18 protein-coding genes and 1 tRNA gene are annotated in these 16,599 nt (G+C 68.8%); 15 read left to right on the top strand and 4 right to left on the bottom strand.

Going from position 1 to position 16,599, the window contains the following annotated elements; all coding sequences use genetic code 11:
* Window positions 1-77: 77 nt before the first annotated feature.
* The 6 genes from GCE86_RS17930 (at window position 78) to GCE86_RS17905 (ending at window position 5,885) form a co-directional block, all read left to right on the top strand.
* On the top strand, window positions 78-1,499 hold the full coding sequence (locus GCE86_RS17930; protein ID WP_154228029.1) for an MFS transporter: 1,422 nt from the start codon (window positions 78-80) through the stop codon (window positions 1,497-1,499).
* 3 nt (window positions 1,500-1,502) lie between these two features.
* On the top strand, window positions 1,503-1,973 hold the full coding sequence (locus GCE86_RS17925; protein WP_154228028.1) for a MarR family winged helix-turn-helix transcriptional regulator: 471 nt from the start codon (window positions 1,503-1,505) through the stop codon (window positions 1,971-1,973).
* 51 nt (window positions 1,974-2,024) lie between these two features.
* On the top strand, window positions 2,025-4,634 hold the full coding sequence (locus GCE86_RS17920; protein WP_154228027.1) for a thiamine pyrophosphate-dependent enzyme: 2,610 nt from the start codon (window positions 2,025-2,027) through the stop codon (window positions 4,632-4,634).
* Between the two features lie 111 nt (window positions 4,635-4,745).
* Window positions 4,746-5,183, top strand: coding sequence for a DUF3052 domain-containing protein (locus GCE86_RS17915; protein WP_154228026.1), 438 nt, complete (start codon window positions 4,746-4,748; stop codon window positions 5,181-5,183).
* Between the two features lie 80 nt (window positions 5,184-5,263).
* Window positions 5,264-5,731, top strand: coding sequence for a peroxiredoxin (locus GCE86_RS17910; RefSeq protein WP_154228025.1), 468 nt, complete (start codon window positions 5,264-5,266; stop codon window positions 5,729-5,731).
* 79 nt (window positions 5,732-5,810) lie between these two features.
* Window positions 5,811-5,885: transfer RNA gene (locus tag GCE86_RS17905), tRNA-Val, on the top strand.
* A 332-nt stretch (window positions 5,886-6,217) separates the two neighbouring features.
* Here the strand turns inward: GCE86_RS17905 and GCE86_RS17900 are convergent.
* Window positions 6,218-6,847 (bottom strand): hypothetical protein, encoded by a 630-nt coding sequence (locus GCE86_RS17900; protein ID WP_154228024.1) that lies wholly within the window; start codon window positions 6,845-6,847, stop codon window positions 6,218-6,220.
* A gap of 205 nt (window positions 6,848-7,052) precedes the next feature.
* On the opposite strand from GCE86_RS17900, the gene GCE86_RS17895 reads away from it, so the two are divergent.
* The 7 genes from GCE86_RS17895 to GCE86_RS17865 all read left to right on the top strand — a co-directional run bounded on the left by GCE86_RS17895 (window position 7,053) and on the right by GCE86_RS17865 (window position 11,683).
* Window positions 7,053-7,412, top strand: a complete 360-nt coding sequence (locus GCE86_RS17895) for a hypothetical protein (protein ID WP_154228023.1) — start codon at window positions 7,053-7,055, stop codon at window positions 7,410-7,412.
* Window positions 7,413-8,181: 769 nt separating this feature from the next.
* Window positions 8,182-8,733 (top strand): hypothetical protein, encoded by a 552-nt coding sequence (locus GCE86_RS32125; protein ID WP_239542886.1) that lies wholly within the window; start codon window positions 8,182-8,184, stop codon window positions 8,731-8,733.
* Window positions 8,734-8,960: 227 nt separating this feature from the next.
* Window positions 8,961-9,224, top strand: coding sequence for a DUF7660 family protein (locus GCE86_RS17885; protein WP_204342527.1), 264 nt, complete (start codon window positions 8,961-8,963; stop codon window positions 9,222-9,224).
* Window positions 9,225-9,550: 326 nt separating this feature from the next.
* Window positions 9,551-10,279, top strand: a complete 729-nt coding sequence (locus tag GCE86_RS17880; RefSeq protein ID WP_244317009.1) for a GntR family transcriptional regulator — start codon at window positions 9,551-9,553, stop codon at window positions 10,277-10,279.
* The gene (gene deoC / locus GCE86_RS17875) at window positions 10,276-10,980 is read left to right on the top strand and encodes a deoxyribose-phosphate aldolase (RefSeq protein WP_154228021.1); all 705 of its coding nucleotides are present in this window, start codon (window positions 10,276-10,278) and stop codon (window positions 10,978-10,980) included. Before GCE86_RS17880 ends, deoC begins: the two co-directional genes overlap by 4 nt.
* Before the next feature lie 30 nt (window positions 10,981-11,010).
* Complete coding sequence (locus GCE86_RS17870; RefSeq protein ID WP_154228020.1) at window positions 11,011-11,385, top strand: hypothetical protein; 375 nt, start codon at window positions 11,011-11,013, stop codon at window positions 11,383-11,385.
* 52 nt (window positions 11,386-11,437) lie between these two features.
* Window positions 11,438-11,683 (top strand): helix-turn-helix domain-containing protein, encoded by a 246-nt coding sequence (locus GCE86_RS17865; protein WP_204342528.1) that lies wholly within the window; start codon window positions 11,438-11,440, stop codon window positions 11,681-11,683.
* 103 nt (window positions 11,684-11,786) lie between these two features.
* On the opposite strand, the gene GCE86_RS32505 is transcribed toward GCE86_RS17865, so the two are convergent.
* From GCE86_RS32505 to GCE86_RS17850, 3 genes are all read right to left on the bottom strand, one after another.
* Entirely contained in the window at window positions 11,787-12,902 is a 1,116-nt protein-coding gene (locus GCE86_RS32505) for an NUDIX hydrolase (protein WP_341874554.1), read from the bottom strand.
* Window positions 12,899-13,120 (bottom strand): hypothetical protein, encoded by a 222-nt coding sequence (locus GCE86_RS17855; RefSeq protein ID WP_154228019.1) that lies wholly within the window; start codon window positions 13,118-13,120, stop codon window positions 12,899-12,901. Before GCE86_RS17855 ends, GCE86_RS32505 begins: the two co-directional genes overlap by 4 nt.
* Before the next feature lie 665 nt (window positions 13,121-13,785).
* Window positions 13,786-14,637, bottom strand: coding sequence for a hypothetical protein (locus tag GCE86_RS17850; protein WP_154228018.1), 852 nt, complete (start codon window positions 14,635-14,637; stop codon window positions 13,786-13,788).
* Window positions 14,638-14,934: 297 nt separating this feature from the next.
* Here GCE86_RS17850 and GCE86_RS17845 point away from each other — a divergent pair, with 297 nt between their 5' ends.
* Complete coding sequence (locus tag GCE86_RS17845) at window positions 14,935-16,188, top strand: hypothetical protein (RefSeq protein ID WP_154228017.1); 1,254 nt, start codon at window positions 14,935-14,937, stop codon at window positions 16,186-16,188.
* Window positions 16,185-16,520 carry a hypothetical protein gene (locus GCE86_RS17840; RefSeq protein WP_154228016.1) on the top strand — a complete coding sequence of 112 codons (336 nt, stop codon included), beginning with the start codon at window positions 16,185-16,187 and terminating at the stop codon, window positions 16,518-16,520. Before GCE86_RS17845 ends, GCE86_RS17840 begins: the two co-directional genes overlap by 4 nt.
* The last annotated feature ends 79 nt before the right edge of the window (window positions 16,521-16,599 follow it).

Genomic DNA, 16,599 nt, shown 5'->3' with positions numbered 1-16,599 from the left:
GTAGGCCCACCGGCCGACACGACCGCCCCGCAAGGATCGACAAGACCGCGGCCACCGGGGCGGGCAGGGTGGCGGCCGTGACCGAGTCGACCCGCCGGACCGCCGCCCTGCTCACCGTCCTGCTCACCGGGCAGGCGATGGCCTCCATGGACACCTCTATCGCGGCGGTGGCCGCGCCCGCGATCCGCGCCGACCTGGCCGGACCGCCGGCCGTGCAGCAGCTCGTGCTGGCCGGCTACACGCTCACCTTCGCCGTGCTCGTGGTGGTCGGGGCGCGGCTCGGCGCCCGGCACGGCTACCCCCGGGTCTTCCTGCTCGGCCTGGCCGGCTTCACGCTCGCGTCGCTGGCCTGCGGCCTCGCCCCGGGACCGGCCACGCTGGTGGCGGCCCGGGTGGCCCAGGGCGCGGCCGGCGCGCTGATGGTGCCGCAGGTGCTGTCGCTGATCCAGGCGGCCGTCCCGGCCGCGGCCCGGGCGCGGGCCGTCGGGGCGTACTCGATGGTGCTGGCCCTCGGTGTGGCCGCCGGCCAGGTCCTCGGCGGGCTGCTGGTGACCCTCGACCTGGGCGGCCTCACCTGGCGGGCCGCGTTCCTGGTGAACGTGCCGGTCGGCGTGGCGCTCCAGGTCGTCGGGCGGCGGGTGTTCGCCGGACTGCCGGCCGATCCACCTCGCCGCGAGCCGCTGGACCTGCCGGGCGTGCTGCTCCTCGCCGCCGCGATGCTCACCCTGGTGGTGCCGCTGGTGCTCGGCGGGGACCTCGCCTGGCCCGGCTGGGTCCGGGCCGCCGCGGTCGCCGCCGGCGCCGCCGGGCTGTGGCTCTTCCTCGGGTACGAGGTCCGGCGCGCCCGCCGCGACGCCGCCCCGCTGCTGGACGTGACGGTGCTGCGGCACCCCGGGGTGCCGGCCGGGCTGCTCGCCTGCTGCGTGGTGATGGGCTGCTACGCGGGCTTCCTGTTCGTGCTCACCCTGCGGCTCCAGGACGGGCTGGGCTTCACCGCGCTGGCGGCGGGGCTGGCGTTCCTCCCGTACGCGTCGGGTTTCGCCCTGTGCGGCCTGGCGGTGGCGCGGCTGCCGGAGCGGGGCCGGGCGGTGCTGCCCGTGGCCGGCCCGGCGGTGCTGGCGGCGGTCGTGGTGGCGGTGGCCGGGCTCGCCGCCGCGGGCTGGCCGTGGCCGGCGGGAAGCGCGCTGTTGCTGGTGGGTGGGGCGGCGCACGCGGCGTCGTTCAGCCCGCTGGTCACCCGGCTCACCCGCGTGGTGCCGGCCGGCGCGGCCGCGGCGCTCTCGGCGGCCGTCTCCACCGGCACGCTCCTCGCGGCCGTGCTCGGGGTGACCCTGGTCGGCGGCCTGCATCTCGCCCTGACCGCGGCCGGCCGGCACGGGCCGGCCCTCACCCTGCCCCCGGCGCTCCCGACCGCCGCGTTGCTGCTCACGGGCGCCGTCGCCGCCCGGCTGGCCACGCGGCCGGCACCGGAGATGATCGGTTTCGCCCGTACGATGTGAGACATGGCGCGACCTACCGTCCCCGAGGCCGGCGACCGCTCCGGCCTGGCCGGGGACGCCGTCCGCCGGATCATGCACATCGCCTCGGCCATGCGCCATCAGCAGGACGAGGCGATCGCGGGGCTGGGCCTCACCCCGGCTGCCGCCCGCGCCCTTCACGAGCTGGACCCCGACCGGCCGCTGCCCGCCCGGGACCTCGCCGACCGGCTGGGCTGCGACCGCTCCAACGTCACGGCGCTCGTCGACAGGCTGGAGCAGGCCGGTCTGGTGGAGCGGCGGGCCGACCCGGCCGACCGGCGGCAGAAGACGCTCGTGGTGACCGCGGATGGCCGGCGGGTCCGGGACCGGGTCCGGCTGGTGATGTCCGACTCCCGACTCCTCGGCGGGCTGACCACGGGGGAGCTGGCCACCCTCCGTGAGCTGGTCTGGAAGGTCTCCGACGGCGGCTGCCCGGAGGAGTGCGGCGAGGCCTGAGGGCGCCCGGGCGGAACGTGTCCGGCTGGGCGAGGTGCCCTCCGGTCGGTAATGCTGTCCGACGTGACCACCCCGCAAGATCTCGACGACCGGTTCCGGGCGGCCCTGACCGCGCTCGGCGCCCCGGCCTCGCGGCGCGACCTGGGTGAACCGCTGCCCGGTGGCGCGCCGCTGACCGGGGCGCAGGCGCTGGCCCTGTTCGACGCCCAGCTCACCAGCCGGCTGCTCGACCTCGCCGGACGCTGGCTGCGCAGCTTCGGCGAGGGGTACTACACGATCGGCTCCGCCGGCCACGAGGGCAACGCCGCCGTGGCGGCCGCGCTGCGGCCGACCGATCCCGCCCTGCTCCACTATCGTTCCGGCGCCTTCTACTGCCTCCGTGCCGCCCAGGCGGCCGGCGCCTTCCCGGCCGGCCCCGCCGTGCCGGACGCCGCCGTGCCGGACGCCGACGGGCCGGAGGCGGCGGAGGACGCCCCGACGGCCCGGATCCCGGACCCGCGTACCCCCGCCGACGCTTCCCTGGACGCGGACGCCGCCGTGCCGGACGGGCCGCCGGAGTCGGGTGACGGGGCCGAGGGGGCGCGCCCGCCGGGCGGCTCCCCGGCGGGTGGTGACTGGGCCGAGGCCGAAGCCCTGCCGACCGGGGCCGGGGTGGCCGTGGACACCGCCGGCGCCGCGACGGCCGGCGTACCCGAACTGCCCCCGCCCGACCCCGACGACGCCTACGCGGCCGCGGCCCGCGACGTGCTGCGCGGCATGGTGGCCTCGGTCGCTGAGCCGATCGCCGGCGGCCGGCACAAGGTCTTCGGCCGGGCCGACCTCGCGGTCGTCCCGACCACCTCCACCATCGCCTCGCACCTGCCCCGGGCGGTCGGCCTGGGCCTGGCCCTGGAACGGCTGCGCCGCGGCGGCCGCCGGGCCGACGGGGACCCCGAGGTCGCCGCCTGGCCGCCGGACGCCGTCGTGGTCTGCTCGTTCGGCGACGCCTCGGTCAACCACGCCACCGCCACGGCGGCGTTCAACACCGCCGGCTGGTACGACCACACGGGCCTGCGCATCCCGGTCCTCTTCGTGTGCGAGGACAACGGGCTCGGCATCAGCGTGCGCTCGCCGCAGGGCTGGGTGGCCGCGACCCTGCGGTCCCGGCCGGGGATCCGCTACTTCGCCGCCGACGGCACCGACGTGGCCGAGGCGTACCGGGTGGCGGCGGAGGCGGCGGCCTGGGTGCGCCGGCACCGGCGGCCCGCCGTGCTGCACCTGACCACCGTGCGGCTCATGGGGCACGCCGGCGCGGACGCGGAGACCGCGTACCGGAGCCCGGCCGAGATCGCCGCGGACGTGGCACGGGACCCGCTGCTGGTGACCGCCCGGCGGCTGGTCGAGGCCGGCTACGCCACCGGCGAGGAACTGCTGGCCCGGTACGACGAGCGCGGCTGGCAGATCCGCCGGATCGCCGAGGAGGTGCTGGACGAGCCGAAGCTGGCGTCCCCGGTCGAGGTGGTGGCCGAACTGGCCCCGCGCCGGCCGGTCCGCATCTCCCGGGCGGTCGCCGACGCGGGGACCCGCGCCGCCGGTCCGGGCGCCGGCGCCCGCGCGGAGGCGTTCGGCGGGAAGCCGCCGGAGCGGGCCGGGCCGCTCACCCTGGCGCAGAGCATCAACGCAGCCCTGGCCGACGGGATGCTCGACCACGCCGGGATGGCCGTCTTCGGTGAGGACGTGGCCGCCAAGGGCGGGGTGTACGGGGTGACCAAGGGGTTGCGGGACAAATTCGGGGCGGCCCGCGTGTTCGACACGCTGCTCGACGAGACGTCGATCCTCGGGCTGGCGCTGGGCGCGGGCGTGGCCGGGATGCTGCCGGTGCCGGAGATCCAGTACCTGGCGTACCTGCACAACGCCGAGGACCAGCTCCGGGGCGAGGCGGCGACCATGCGCTTCTTCTCCCGGGGGGCGTTCCGCAACCCCATGGTGGTCCGGGTGGCCGGGCTGGCGTACCAGGAGGGGTTCGGCGGGCACTTCCACAACGACAACTCGGTGGCCGTGCTCCGGGACGTGCCGGGGCTGGTCATCGCGGTGCCGGCGCGCCCGGACGACGCCGCGCCGATGCTGCGTACCTGCCTGGCAGCCGCCGCGGTGGACGGCGCGGTCAGCGTGTTCCTGGAGCCGATCGCGCTCTACCACACCCGCGACCTCTACACGGAGGGCGACGGCGAGTGGCTCGCCGAGTACGCCGAGCCCGGCGCCTGGGCCGCCCGCCACGTGCCGGTCGGCCGCGCCCGGGTGTACGGGGTCGGCTCGGCCGAGGACCTCACCATCATCACCTTCGGTAACGGCGTCCGGATGTCGCTGCGGGCCGCGGCCGTCCTGGCCGACGAGGGGGTCGGCAGCCGGGTGGTGGACCTGCGGTGGCTGGCCCCGCTGCCGGTGGCGGACATCGTCCGGGAGGCCTCGGCCACCGGCCGGGTGCTGGTCGTCGACGAGACCCGCCGCTCGGGCGGGGTGGGCGAGGGCGTGATCGCGGCGCTGGTCGACGGCGGGTACGTGGGCACGGCACGCCGCGTGGCCGGACTTGACTCGTTTGTACCATTAGGTCCGGCGGCACGTCAGGTTCTGGTCTCCGAGGAAGCCATTACCGAGGGTGCCCGTACGCTGCTGGCACGGTAAATTCCGTTCCACCCGGTGCGCCACTTGCGCGGGGAGCCACAACTGTGTGGACTGGGCCCGACGGCGTCGGACGATGCCACGAGCAGGGATGAGATGAGGAGGCACGCGACAGTGAGCGCGACCGCTGGTCAGGCCGCCGACGGGGTACGCAGCCTGGCGGACCGGTTCGGGATCGAGCCGGGGATGGTCGTCATGGAGATGGGGTACGACGACGACGTCGACCAGGATCTCCGGGACGCCCTGACCGACCGCTGTGGGGAGCTGGTCGACGAGGACACCGACGAGGTGGTCGACTCGGTTCTCGTCTGGTACCGCGACGGCGACGGCGACCTCTTCGAGCTCCTCGTCGACGCCCTCGGACCGCTGGCCGACAACGGCGTGGTCTGGCTCCTGACGCCCAAGGCCGGCCGGGACGGCCACGTCGAGCCGAGCGAGGTCGCGGAGAGCGCGCAGACCGCCGGCCTCCAGCAGACCTCGACCATCAACGCGGGCCGCGACTGGAGCGGCGCCCGCCTCGTACTCCGGCGCGGGTCGAAGAGCAAGAAGTAGGCGCGGGGCTCCACGCCCGGCGGCCGCTGTCGCCGGGTGTGGCAGGCTGATCATCTCCAGACCCGATCCGAGGAGCTCGCATGCCCATCGAGGTTGGCGCCGAGGCGCCGGACTTCGTGCTCAAGGACCAGAACAACCAGGAGGTGCGGCTCGCCGACTTCCGTGGCCGGCGCACCGTGCTGCTGGTCTTCTACCCGCTCGCCTTCACCGGCATCTGCCAGGGCGAGCTGTGCGAGGTGCGGGACAGCCTCAACGAGTACGTCAACGACGACGTCCAGGTGCTGACGATCAGCGTCGACTCGGTCTACGCCCACAAGATCTGGGCCGACCGGGAGGGCTACCAGTTCCCGCTGCTGGCCGACTTCTGGCCGCACGGCGCGGTCGCCCAGGCGTACGGCGTCTTCAACGACGTCGCGGGCATCGCCAACCGGGGCACCTTCGTCATCGACAAGGCCGGCGTGGTCCGGTTCGCCGAGATGAACATGCCCGGCGAGGCGCGGGACCAGCAGGGCTGGCGCAAGGCGCTCGCCGAGGCCGTCGCCGCCTGATCCCACCCGGGCACGTCGTTCGACCGGGCCGGAGCCCGGCAGGTAAGCTTGCCGCTCCGGCCCGCCGTACGGGCGTTCCGGGCGCGTAGCTCAGTGGGAGAGCACTCGCCTTACAAGCGAGGGGTCGCAGGTTCGAAACCTGCCGCGCCCACCATCAACCACCAGCGGAAACCGCCCCGGGAAGATCACTCCCCAGGGCGGCGACAAGCAACGCTGACAGCAGTAGCGGTTACGAGAGCCGTCCGTCGAGCTTCCCGAGCGCCTGTCGCATGACATCAAGGTTGGCGTGCGAGTAGATCTTGAGAGTGATCTTCACATCGGCGTGCCGGGTTCACCACGCGGTGGGAACATCGCGATCCTGATCGCTTGGCTATTCCACAAGGTGCAACCGACTAGCAGGGGCATCGATGAAAAATTTCAACAGGCCGACCGCTGTGCAACGGCAGGTCAGCGCCTCGCGTTGGTTGCCTAGGGGTCAAGGCGGAATTAGTTAATCGCTCCAATTAACGCGCCAGCGGCGAAGCCGACAAAGCCAAAAGCTCCAGAGTATACAGCCGGCCGCACCCAGCGCCGACGGTCTGGTTCGTTGAATGCAACCGCCACGTCTCGAATCGGGCTAGTGAGCCGAACCGTAGGCAGTGCAACTTTTATCTCATGGCCTGAAAAGACGGCGTATTGACGGAAAGTGGCACCCTTGTCATCGGCAAGAAGCACCCTGATTGAAATCGATGAACCTGCTGAAAACAGGAACGGCGCTATCGTGATTACTCCGGTGCTGTGGTCAGTCTCAAGTATCGGTCGGGGTGCATTGCTATTCGCGAAATCCCAGTCGAGAACGTTCAGTATTCTGCCGTCGATTTTGATCTCAAGGGGGCGGCCCTCTTCAAAATCTGACGAGACGAAGTCCTTGCGGCAGTCATTCTTGAGTCGCACCTCTGCTGTTAGCGCTCCTTGGAGGCGCTCATCGTTGTAGGTGACACCGAGCCCTACCTGCCGCAGGCTCTCGTCGGTAATTGGGATAACCCGGGACTGCCAGCGCAGGAGACGTTTTGGCCGAGCGGCTCGGTATGTGACGAGAGCTGCGACGGCGATGGCAGCCAAGGCGATGATTCCCATGACTACGGCGACCCAGAATCCACCGACCTCAGTCCACTTCGGCGGCTCCCCAGGAGCGGGGGAAGCTAGTCGAGAAGTAAGTAGGAAGCTGATCACAGGGGGTGATCCTAGCGGGCAGGGTGCTGGTAGCAGAGACAGAGCCATGTCGATACACTCCGTACCCATGTGGAGACGCTTGGTGGTTGGATCTGTCGCTACTGTACTCATGGCGGTTCTCGGAGGATGTTCGACGATTGGCGACATAGTGGACAATGGGGACAGCTTCGAAGACCGGGCTGAGGCGATTGACGCCGTATACGAGCAGGGCAAGACCAGCCGAAAGTCGATGGAGAAGACGGGGATCGTCGTTGACGAAGCTTCCTGTGGCAGCTCGTGGCTCACCAGCGGTGCCAAGGATGCTGAGAACGACATGAACAACCCCAACAACAACCGCGCCAACGATGTCGACTTCCAGGAGCGACGACGCCTGTCGTTCATCAACGGCTGTATGGATCGGCCAAACAGCCTGCCCCCGATCAACGCGCCAAGCTTGCAGCCCGCGACGAGCGGAAGCGCAAGGCGGTGAGCAGCCATGGTGCCCTCGCTGTGACCAGCCGGTCGTCAGCGGCGAGCAGAAGCGCTCACCTGGATCGCCGCTTCCGACAGCAACGCTGACAGCAACGAGACGTGACAGGGATAGCCGTACCTAACCGTTCACGTACGGCTGTCCCAGGTGACGGATCCGCCCGGACGACCGCAGACAGAGCGCCCAGAACTTATAAGCGAGGGGTCGCAGGTTCGAAACCTGCCGCGCCCACCACACACCACCAGCGAAAACCGCCCGAGAAGATCACTCCCCGGGACGGTGGCAGCAACGGTGACAGCGGTAGCGGTTACGAGAGCCGTCCGTCGAGTTTGCCGAGCGCCTGCCGCATGACATCAAGGCGGCCCTTGATGGGCCGCACGCGCCGCCGCCAGGCGCGCGCCGGCCGCTGGCGCTGTCGCTCGGCGGCCGTCATGCCTGATGCCCGGCGGCTGGCGCGGAACGACAGGCCGTTGGGCGAGGAGTTCGTGGGTCGGCAGTCGGCCGGGGCGCGGCGGCCGTTGCACCGCCCCGGGGACGAGTCACGGCCTCGTCGTGAAGCAGCCAGCCAGCGCCTCGGAAGTCAAGGTCCGCTTGATGGGCGAACCCAGGGCGACCGCTCGCCAGCCGGGGCTGGACAACGGCATCCGGGATGACCGGTGGACGCATGTGCATGAGCCGTTGTCACCCGAGAACGCAACTGCTAGCTTCACCGTGATTTTGGCCTGCAGCCTTGGCCAAGGAGTATCTGCACTGATCTCTGGAGATCTTGATGGAGCTTCACCGCCGTCGTCCCAACCTCTTCTGGGTCGCCTTCTTCCTCGTGGGGGGCCTTGTCACCATCTGGGCTTCCCAGAATGGGTGGGAGTTGAGACTCCTGGTCGTGCCGTTGGGCTCGGGAGCTCTGCTTGTTGTCGGCCTGATCATGGTTCTGGGCGCTCTTGCCGGTCTTGCCAGTACGTTTCGTCCCGCCCCGATCATGCTCGATGAGACGGGACTCCGGCTGCGTGTGGCAGGCATCGACCGGTCCGTACCGTGGGCGTCGATTGACGCGTTGATCCTTGAGCCATACCAGGGGTCGTTGGACAGTAGCGGCACTCCGCGGCTGCTGTTGGTGCCGTCGGCAGACGCCGATCTGGGCACGGTCGCCGAATATCAGAACAAGGTCGACGGTCGGCCCTCCATCATCCTGCTGCCGCTGGACTCGCTCCGGGCATCGCAGGACCAAGTAGTTCAGGCGCTCACTGCGTACGCAGGAGAGCGGTTCATCAACGGGATCGCGGACTCCGAAGTGGAGACGCAGCTTCCTGGTAGCGCGACCTGAGCTGAGGCTCTGCGGCACAGCTGCCCAAGCTCAGCGCCGCCGTCCTGGTGCTCCGCTGCACCGCCCTCACCATCGACCGGCCCCGGCTCAACGACCAGAACAGGCCACCGCTGCTGCTGTGGCCGGACTCGCCGAGTCACCGCCCTCGCGGAGATCACTACCCGCGGCCGGCAGTTGGACCCGCTGGTCCGTCGGCCCGCACCCCCTTGGCCAAGTATCGTTCCGCCATGGCTTGGAGTCTGCCGCCGCACCCTGCAAACGAAGTGAGAACACGGGAAGAGCTTGCTGCTTTCGTGGCAGCCCTGCGCGATGACTTCATTCGCTCCGGCGCGGATTGGGAGAACCAGACACTGGACCGGTTCCTCGACGCACTGTCCGTGTGGATCACCGCCGCGCCAGGCTGGTACGGCAACTTCGAACAGGAGCTTCCTGCCGAGGGCGACTGGACGTTCTTCGCCCGGGCGCTCGCGGCGGCTGTCGTGTACGAGTAGGGGCCCCATGGCACGGGTTGCTGCCGACAGCAACGGTGACAGCAACCGGGGTTGATCCGTCGCTGGCTGGCTTTGGCTCTCACCGTCCACGCCCGACGTCGGACACAGGCGTGGACGAGCCCGGACAGAGCGCCCACAACTTACAAGCGAGGGGTCGCAGGTTCGAAACCTGCCGCGCCACGTTCGACATCAGTCGCTGGGGTTGAACGCCTTCACTCAGCTTTCGCAGGGCCTCCTTCTGGTCGTCGGTGCTGTGCCGCACAGCGGCTTGACGGGAACCTCGGACCATGCGAACTTCTAGGTTGTCTAGACGACCTGGAGGAGACGTGGCCAAGGCGCCGCTCTACGTGCGGATCGAACGGGAACTGCGAACACGTCTCGCCCAGGCGCAGCCCGGTGACGTAGTACCGGCCGAGTCGGTACTCGCCGAGGAGTTCGGGGTCGCCCGGATGACGGTCCGGGCGGCGCTCAACGCTCTCGAATCCGACGGGCTCATCGAGCGGATTCAGGGCCGGGGCACGTTTGTACGGCAGCGGCCCGAACCGCGGGCCGCCGGGACCCTGATGAGCTTCCAGGATCAGGTGCGCAGCTGGGGGCGTGTACCGGCATCGCGGCTGGTAGAGGCTGAGGTCCGGGCAGCGTCCCCCGCGGAGGCGGCGGCGTTGCAGCTGACTGCGGTAGCGCCGCGGGTGACCTCGATCGTGCGGGTGCGGCTCGCCGATGACGTGCCCTTGGCCATCGAATACGCCTGCTTCCCGCCCCACCTGAGCACCCTGCTCGACCTCGACTTGGAAACCGGCTCGCTGCATCGCGCCCTGGGCGAGAGGGGCCTGCGCCCCACGCTCGGCTCCTCGACGCTGACCGCCCAGCGCGCCGGCTCCGACGGCGAGTTGCTGCACGTGCCGGCGGACGAGCCGCTGCTGGTCGAGACCCGGCTCATCGTCGACCAGCATTCGGCACCGCTGGAGTACACCGTCAGTCGCTACGTCGGGGACCGCTACGACCTGCAGGTCACCTTCGACGTGCAGCCACCCCGGACCGGAGATTCCCGATGAACATTGCCAAGATGATCGACCATTCGCTGTTGCGCCCCGAACTCAGCACCGACGACATCCGCCGTGGCTGCGAGATCGCGGCATGCCGCCAGGTCGCCTCGGTCTGCGTGCGTCCTTCCGACGTCGGACTCGCCAAGGTCGCACTCTTCGGCACCGGCGTCCTCGTCGGTACCGTGGCCGGTTTTCCGCACGGCGATACCCGCACCACGATCAAGGCCGCCGAGACTCGCGAACTGGTCGACGCGGGCGCCGACGAGGTCGACATGGTGCTGCACATCGGTCGCCTGCGCAGCGGCGAGACCGCGTACGTGTACGACGACATCGCCGCCGTGGTCGCCGCCGCGCAGGGCCGGGTGGTCAAGGTGATCCTGGAAAATGCCTACCTGACCGACGAACAGAAGGTCACCGGCTGCCGTATCGCCGAACAAGCCGGGGCGCACTTCGTCAAGACCAGCACCGGCTTCGCCCCCGGCGGCGCCACCCTGGCCGACATTCAGCTGATGCGCGCCGCGGTCTCCCCGCACATCCACGTCAAGGCCGCTGGCGGTGTCCGCAGCCTCGACACCCTGCTGACCCTGCACGAAGCCGGAGCGACCCGGTTTGGCGCGACCGCCACCGAGACCATCCTCGACGACTTCGCCGCTCGCGAACGGGGTGACGAACCCACCACCGCTGTGGCCCCCTCCGGCAGCGACTACTGAACCGACTCAACCAAGATCGGCGACAAGCGCGTGCACTGGATCTGCTCGGCGGCCACCCTGCGCGGTGACCGCCCCACCAAACAGGACCAATACGTCATGGTCGACGGTGCCGCCGCAGTCCTCGACGGCGCGACCTCCTGGCTGCACACCTACCACGGACCCGAACCGCGCGACGGCGGCTGGTACGCCCGGACCCTAGGCGCGGCGCTGGCCGCTCGCCTGCCCGGACACGGCACCGCCCTCAACGTGATCCTCGACGCCGCGATCGCCGATGTCCGCGACACCTACGGCCTCAAACCCGGCGAGAGCCCTACAGCACCGCCATACTCGCCCGATGGAACACCGACCACGTCGACCTGCTCGTGCTCGGCGACAGCCCCGCGCTCATCCACGAGAGCGCTCTAAAACTGACAGACATCGTTGACACCTGGGTCTCCGGCCAGTACGGAGACCAAATATGTCTATCCCTCACCCGCCGCTCGATCGGGAGGCCAAGCGGCGCCTGGCGATCAGCCGGCATGTCGAAGAGGTCACCGGCAACGTCGCGCTGACGTGCCGGTACTACGGGATCAGCCGGCAGGCGTACTACATCTGGTACCGCCGCTACCAGGCCGAAGGCGTCGACGGGCTGCGCAGCCGATCCAAGCGACCCAAGACCAGCCCCAACGCCACCCGCGCGGAGGTCGTTGGGAAGATCATCTAACTGCGGCAGAACTACCACTTCGGCCCCGAGAAGATCGCGATGTACCTCAAGCGGTACCACGACGTCCACATCAGCCACTCCGGCGTATGGCGTACCGTCGCTGTCACCCCTGGCTCGGCCGCAGCATTGGCGGATAGAGGATTTGAGCAGGGCCCCGCCGAAACAACTCGGCTGGTCGGCCAGGCTGTTTCGTCCGTTTCCTGCCGGTGTCCACGAGGAAGCCCTCCGTGCCTCGTACCTTCCGATGGAAGTTCTGAGGATTGAGTCCGATTCCCCAAACCGCCTCGTAGACCTGCCGGAGCTCGCCGATCGTGAACTCCTTCGGACAGAAGGCTGCTGCGATAGTGGTGTACTCCAACAACCTGCGCGCATGCTCAAGCGTCTGCCACAGGATCTGCTCATGGTCAAAGGCGAGGCGAGTGCCGAGTGACTCCTCGATTTCGACCCAGTCCGCACGCGACGCATCCGTGCCACCCGTGACTTCTGGTAGGTTCGGGGCGATCGCGAGGAAGACCGTCGTCACGATCCGTCCTCGAGGATCACGCTCGGGCATTGAGTACGTGTGTACCTGCTGCAGCGGGAGCTTCGAGCTGTCTAACCCAGACTCTTCTGTGAGTTCCCGCCCTGCCGTGTCCTCCAAGGATTCCCCCGGCCGGACGAAGCCACCAGGGAGCGCCAGCAGCCCGCGGTACGGCTCCTTCCCGCGAACGACCAGCAGGACGTTAAGACGCTGCTCACGGATCGTGAGGATGACCAGGTCCGCAGTCGGTAGCGCGGCGACCCTTGGACGTCTAACGGTCTGGACTCTGAGGCCACCTTCGACGACAGCAGCTACCAGCTCCCGAGGGTTCAGTATCGTTCCGGCAGGCACCTGAATCGGCAGGTCGATTGGCCTCTCGGCGAAGTAGACCGCCATGCCGCGCTCGTGGACTCGCCCTAACTCATACGCGGTAGTCCGGCCAATGTATCCGCCGGGATTCACCACGTACACAAAGTCCGATGAGAAGATCTTCTCGAAGGTCGCGGCTTGAATGTGGTGGTCCAAGGACAACGGCGGGTCGGACTCGAAGCGCACGAAGTTTCGCCCCGGGTTCGTGATCCGCGAAATCGGCGGCGACTTCACCGTGACACCGGCGGCGGTGAAGATCTCGGCGGCTGCCACGACCTCGGCATAGTGCTGCCGGAAGCTACCAACGAGCGACACCGACGGCCGAATCACGAGCCCACCTCACGCTTGTGATTCGACTCAGTAGGGGCCGACGTAGACTCTCGGAGCCGGCGCACGAGTTCGGCCGCCGCGAGGCTCGTCCCGGTAACCACCGCGGTGATCACTGCTGGGTCGTACCGCTTGAGGACCATCAGTACCGCGAGCCCGAAGACGATCGCGATCGCGACCAGGCCGCCTGCGCTCGGGCCGATCCACTGCTTTGCTCTCATGCGCAAGATGGTGGCATCTCAAACATGCGAAGCGCCGATCCGTATATCGCCGGCGTGACGAAAACCGTCCTGTTCTCGCAGGTCGAAGGGCACTGGAAGCCATAGCGTCAGCCCGACGCAAAACCGGGCTCGCGTTACGGCGCCGGGAGCGTCAACCTGCAGCGGTTGAGGGAGATGTGGCCATTGGCCGCCATAGCTGCGACGGGGCCGGTCGCAGTGTGGCTGAGGTCTCGCTGCCCACGACGGGGATTGGGCGGCGGCGGCAGCAACCGGGGCCGATGCGCCGTCCGGCCAGCACGACCGCTAAGCCACCTGACCCAGGTCCAAGCCAGGCAAGGGCGAACCAAGCATGACCGCCAGCTAGTCGTCCTCATCGACAGACCCGGTGAGCGCCGGTGTAACAGCGTCTGTAGCAACCGTGACGGACGACGACGCACGATCACGTGCTTGTGGCGCGCCGAAGCGAGGCGGGCTGGGCGCAGGTGGTTGCGGACCGCGGGTTGCGCAGACCTTACAAGCGAGGGGTCGCAGGTTCGAAACCTGCCGCGTCCACCACCACCTAAACAGGCACATCCGTCGGTGCCCGAGTAACGCAATAAAGGTCTGCCCATGCCGGCTTTCCTGCCGGCGGGCTGAGACCCGAGCTCGGCAGAGGCGTGACCGTTCTACGCGCAGCGAAGAGTCGTCATGATCCGGTCGGTGTCCCCGGACGCGATCGCGTCGAGGATCCCGGAGATCCTGGCATCTTTCTCGGCCGCCTTGATGACCTTCGTCAAGTTCGCGCGGTCGGTGTAGAGGGAGCGGGCGAGTTCAGCGATCGGCAACTCCTCACCGGACACCCGCGCGTACCCCGCCAAGCCGAACTTCAGGGAGTGGCGGGCCTGCTGGAGCTGTGCCTCGCCCGCCTCGCGCATCAGCCATGCGCTGACGACCGATCGCGCCATGCCGGGCGGCCGAGGGGTGTCGGAAGCGATTGCTTCGTCACCGCTTCCATACTCCAAGGCGAGGTCAGTGACCCATCGGGCGTACGTGCCGTACGCATCGAGAACGGTGTACGTGTGCACGACCTCGATGCCCCCGTCAGCCAGGGTACGGATGATCTTCGACTCCTTGGGTCCGACCTCCTCGGGCACGATTGCCACAACCCGTTCCCGCCATCCGCAGAACTGGCTCGCGGCTCCGGTGAGCAGGCTATGGGCCAGGAAGACGCGGGCGGCATCGTCGAATACGTCCTCCCGTCGAGTGCCCTCTGACACAATCCACATCCGGGACGGAGTTCCGGGTTCCCAGCCACCGTCAGCGTCCAGAATGATGTCGCTCTCGTGTAGGACGGTCTCGCCCGATTTCATCGACTCACCGAGCACCCGGCCGGTCTGAGAGATGAAGCCGGCGATGTACTCGGAGGTGTCGGTGTCGACCAGGCCGGCAAGGCGGTTCCGTTCCGTCGGGTCGTCGACCGCGGTGGCGTGGCGTGGGGTGAGGAGGTCCGTGAGATACCTGAAGTCGACCTGTGCCATGGGTACACAGTACACACCAGGTCTGCCGCGCCCACCCCGTACTCCTCAAACGCGTTCTCAGGCCGCTCGAACTTCGGCGAGCCGCCTGACTACGTACTCGTCGTCCCAGCAGACGGCGGCCTGCCGGCGATGTCGTGCACTCAGCGCGGCTGCCTGGGTCACGAGAGGTGGGAAGCTCTCCGCTGCCTCGCCGGTGTCGAGTCCGGACGGGCGCCGGTCTCCTCGGCCAGCGCTCTAGCCGTCGATACTTACTCCATGTAACGCTTTCTGTGCGACTTGCCAACCGAGGGGCGTGCCATGGTCGAGTTCGGCAGCGGTGAAGGCGTCAGCGAGCGACGTCATCGGATTGAGCAACCGGGGTACTGGGACATCAGGCCACCCGAACTGTCGGAACTGATGATCACTCCGCCGGTGGAGACAAGGCCGCGGGTGCCCGAACCACGGGTGGAAAGCCGCTCGGCCAACCAAGGTTGGTTCGAGCGGTTGATCGAGCGGCCGGAGAAGCTTGCCGAACACGCGATCCAGGTGCCGGGCGTCCGTGTGGAGGTGAGCGACGGCACCGACTCCGAGGCAACGAAACCTCACCTCGGTCCGGTTCACCTGACCATCGCCTCGGCTGCGGGAGGCGAAGTAAGTGTGTTCGGCTTGCTCTCGCCGGCACGGATCGTCGATGTCGTCCGCGCGGACGAGGTGGTGGCGGGCAACAGCTGCGAACTCATCCACCGCGAGCACTACCACCTGGATTCCGTGGCCGTGACTCTCGACGGGGTTCTGGAGGCGCCCGACGTCCGGAAGGCGCTGTCTGCGCTCGTCAACGAACCGGCCAGCCGCTCGCATGATGCCGCCCTCGTCCGCGCCTTGGCCAGAGCCGTCGGCGGTGTGGAGGAGATCGGACCGACCGAGGTGGATCTGCCGCTGGCACGTAGTCACGTGAACCTCATCCACGGGTCCGGCGTCGTTCAGCTGGGTGACGATTCCCGGATCACGAGCACGACCGAGATCCTCGTCCGGAGGACCGTTCTGTCCGGCGCTGAATTGCTTTTGGGGGACAGGGATCTCCGGTTGCAGCTGGCCGACGCGATTCGGGAGGGGCCGACGGGGCAAGCCATGGAACGTTTCCTAGTCAGTCTGCTGAGGGCGGGAGATCGCACCGGAGAACTCGACCTGCTGCGGCAGGCGACCGACGAGACGAGCCAACGCACGAGGGTGTTCGCGCTTTTCGGTTTCACCCGCGTGAGCGATCCCGTGTCCGTCCTCGCCGGCACCGGGAACAGGTTCACGAGGGACGTCCGAGTGCATGTTGAGGAGCTTGGCGGTGACGAGGTCATCGACGCTGTCGCAGAGCTGCACGAGGAGATGTCACCGCCTCCATCGGACATCCGGACTTACCACACGCCGACGAGCGAGCAGGCGGCCTCGCCCGACGGGAGCCCGCACCCTGTGCCGTGGGTCGTGGAGGCGACCTTCGAGATGCCCCACATCGAGGATGAACAGCCCCTGTCGCCACGAGAGAAGCGGCGCAGGCGGGGGGGAGGCGGGATCGGCAGATGAGGACGAAGCTCTCGGTCTGGTTGGCCCTCTCACTGTGTCTGGCGGTGTCGATGGCCGCAGTCGTCTTCCTTGCTCTGCAATCCCTCGACAAGGCCGACAAGTGGGCGAGCATCGGCAGCTTCGCCGCTGCTCTCGTCACGATGTGCGGCAGTGTCGTCATGTTCACCGTGCGACGGAACGCGGCGGTGAGCGATGCTTCGAGCGCGCCGGCAGCCGGAGGCCGGAGTCAGCGGGTGAGCCGGATGCTCAACATCGTCTTCCGCAACCGCGTTGTGATCAACGGAAATCACAACAAGACCCAGATAGATCTTCGGTCGCGGTCAGACGGCTGACCGCCCGATCGGATCGGGCCGGAGTGGTCGGGCGCGGCCGGTGTCGCACGAGCGAGGCTTGACGTCGAAAGGAGGCCTC

The organism is Micromonospora terminaliae (genome assembly GCF_009671205.1).
GTDB lineage: Bacteria > Actinomycetota > Actinomycetes > Mycobacteriales > Micromonosporaceae > Micromonospora > Micromonospora terminaliae.
The sequence above is the reverse complement of the archived record's forward strand: the minus strand, read 5'-3'. Positions and strand labels throughout refer to the sequence as shown.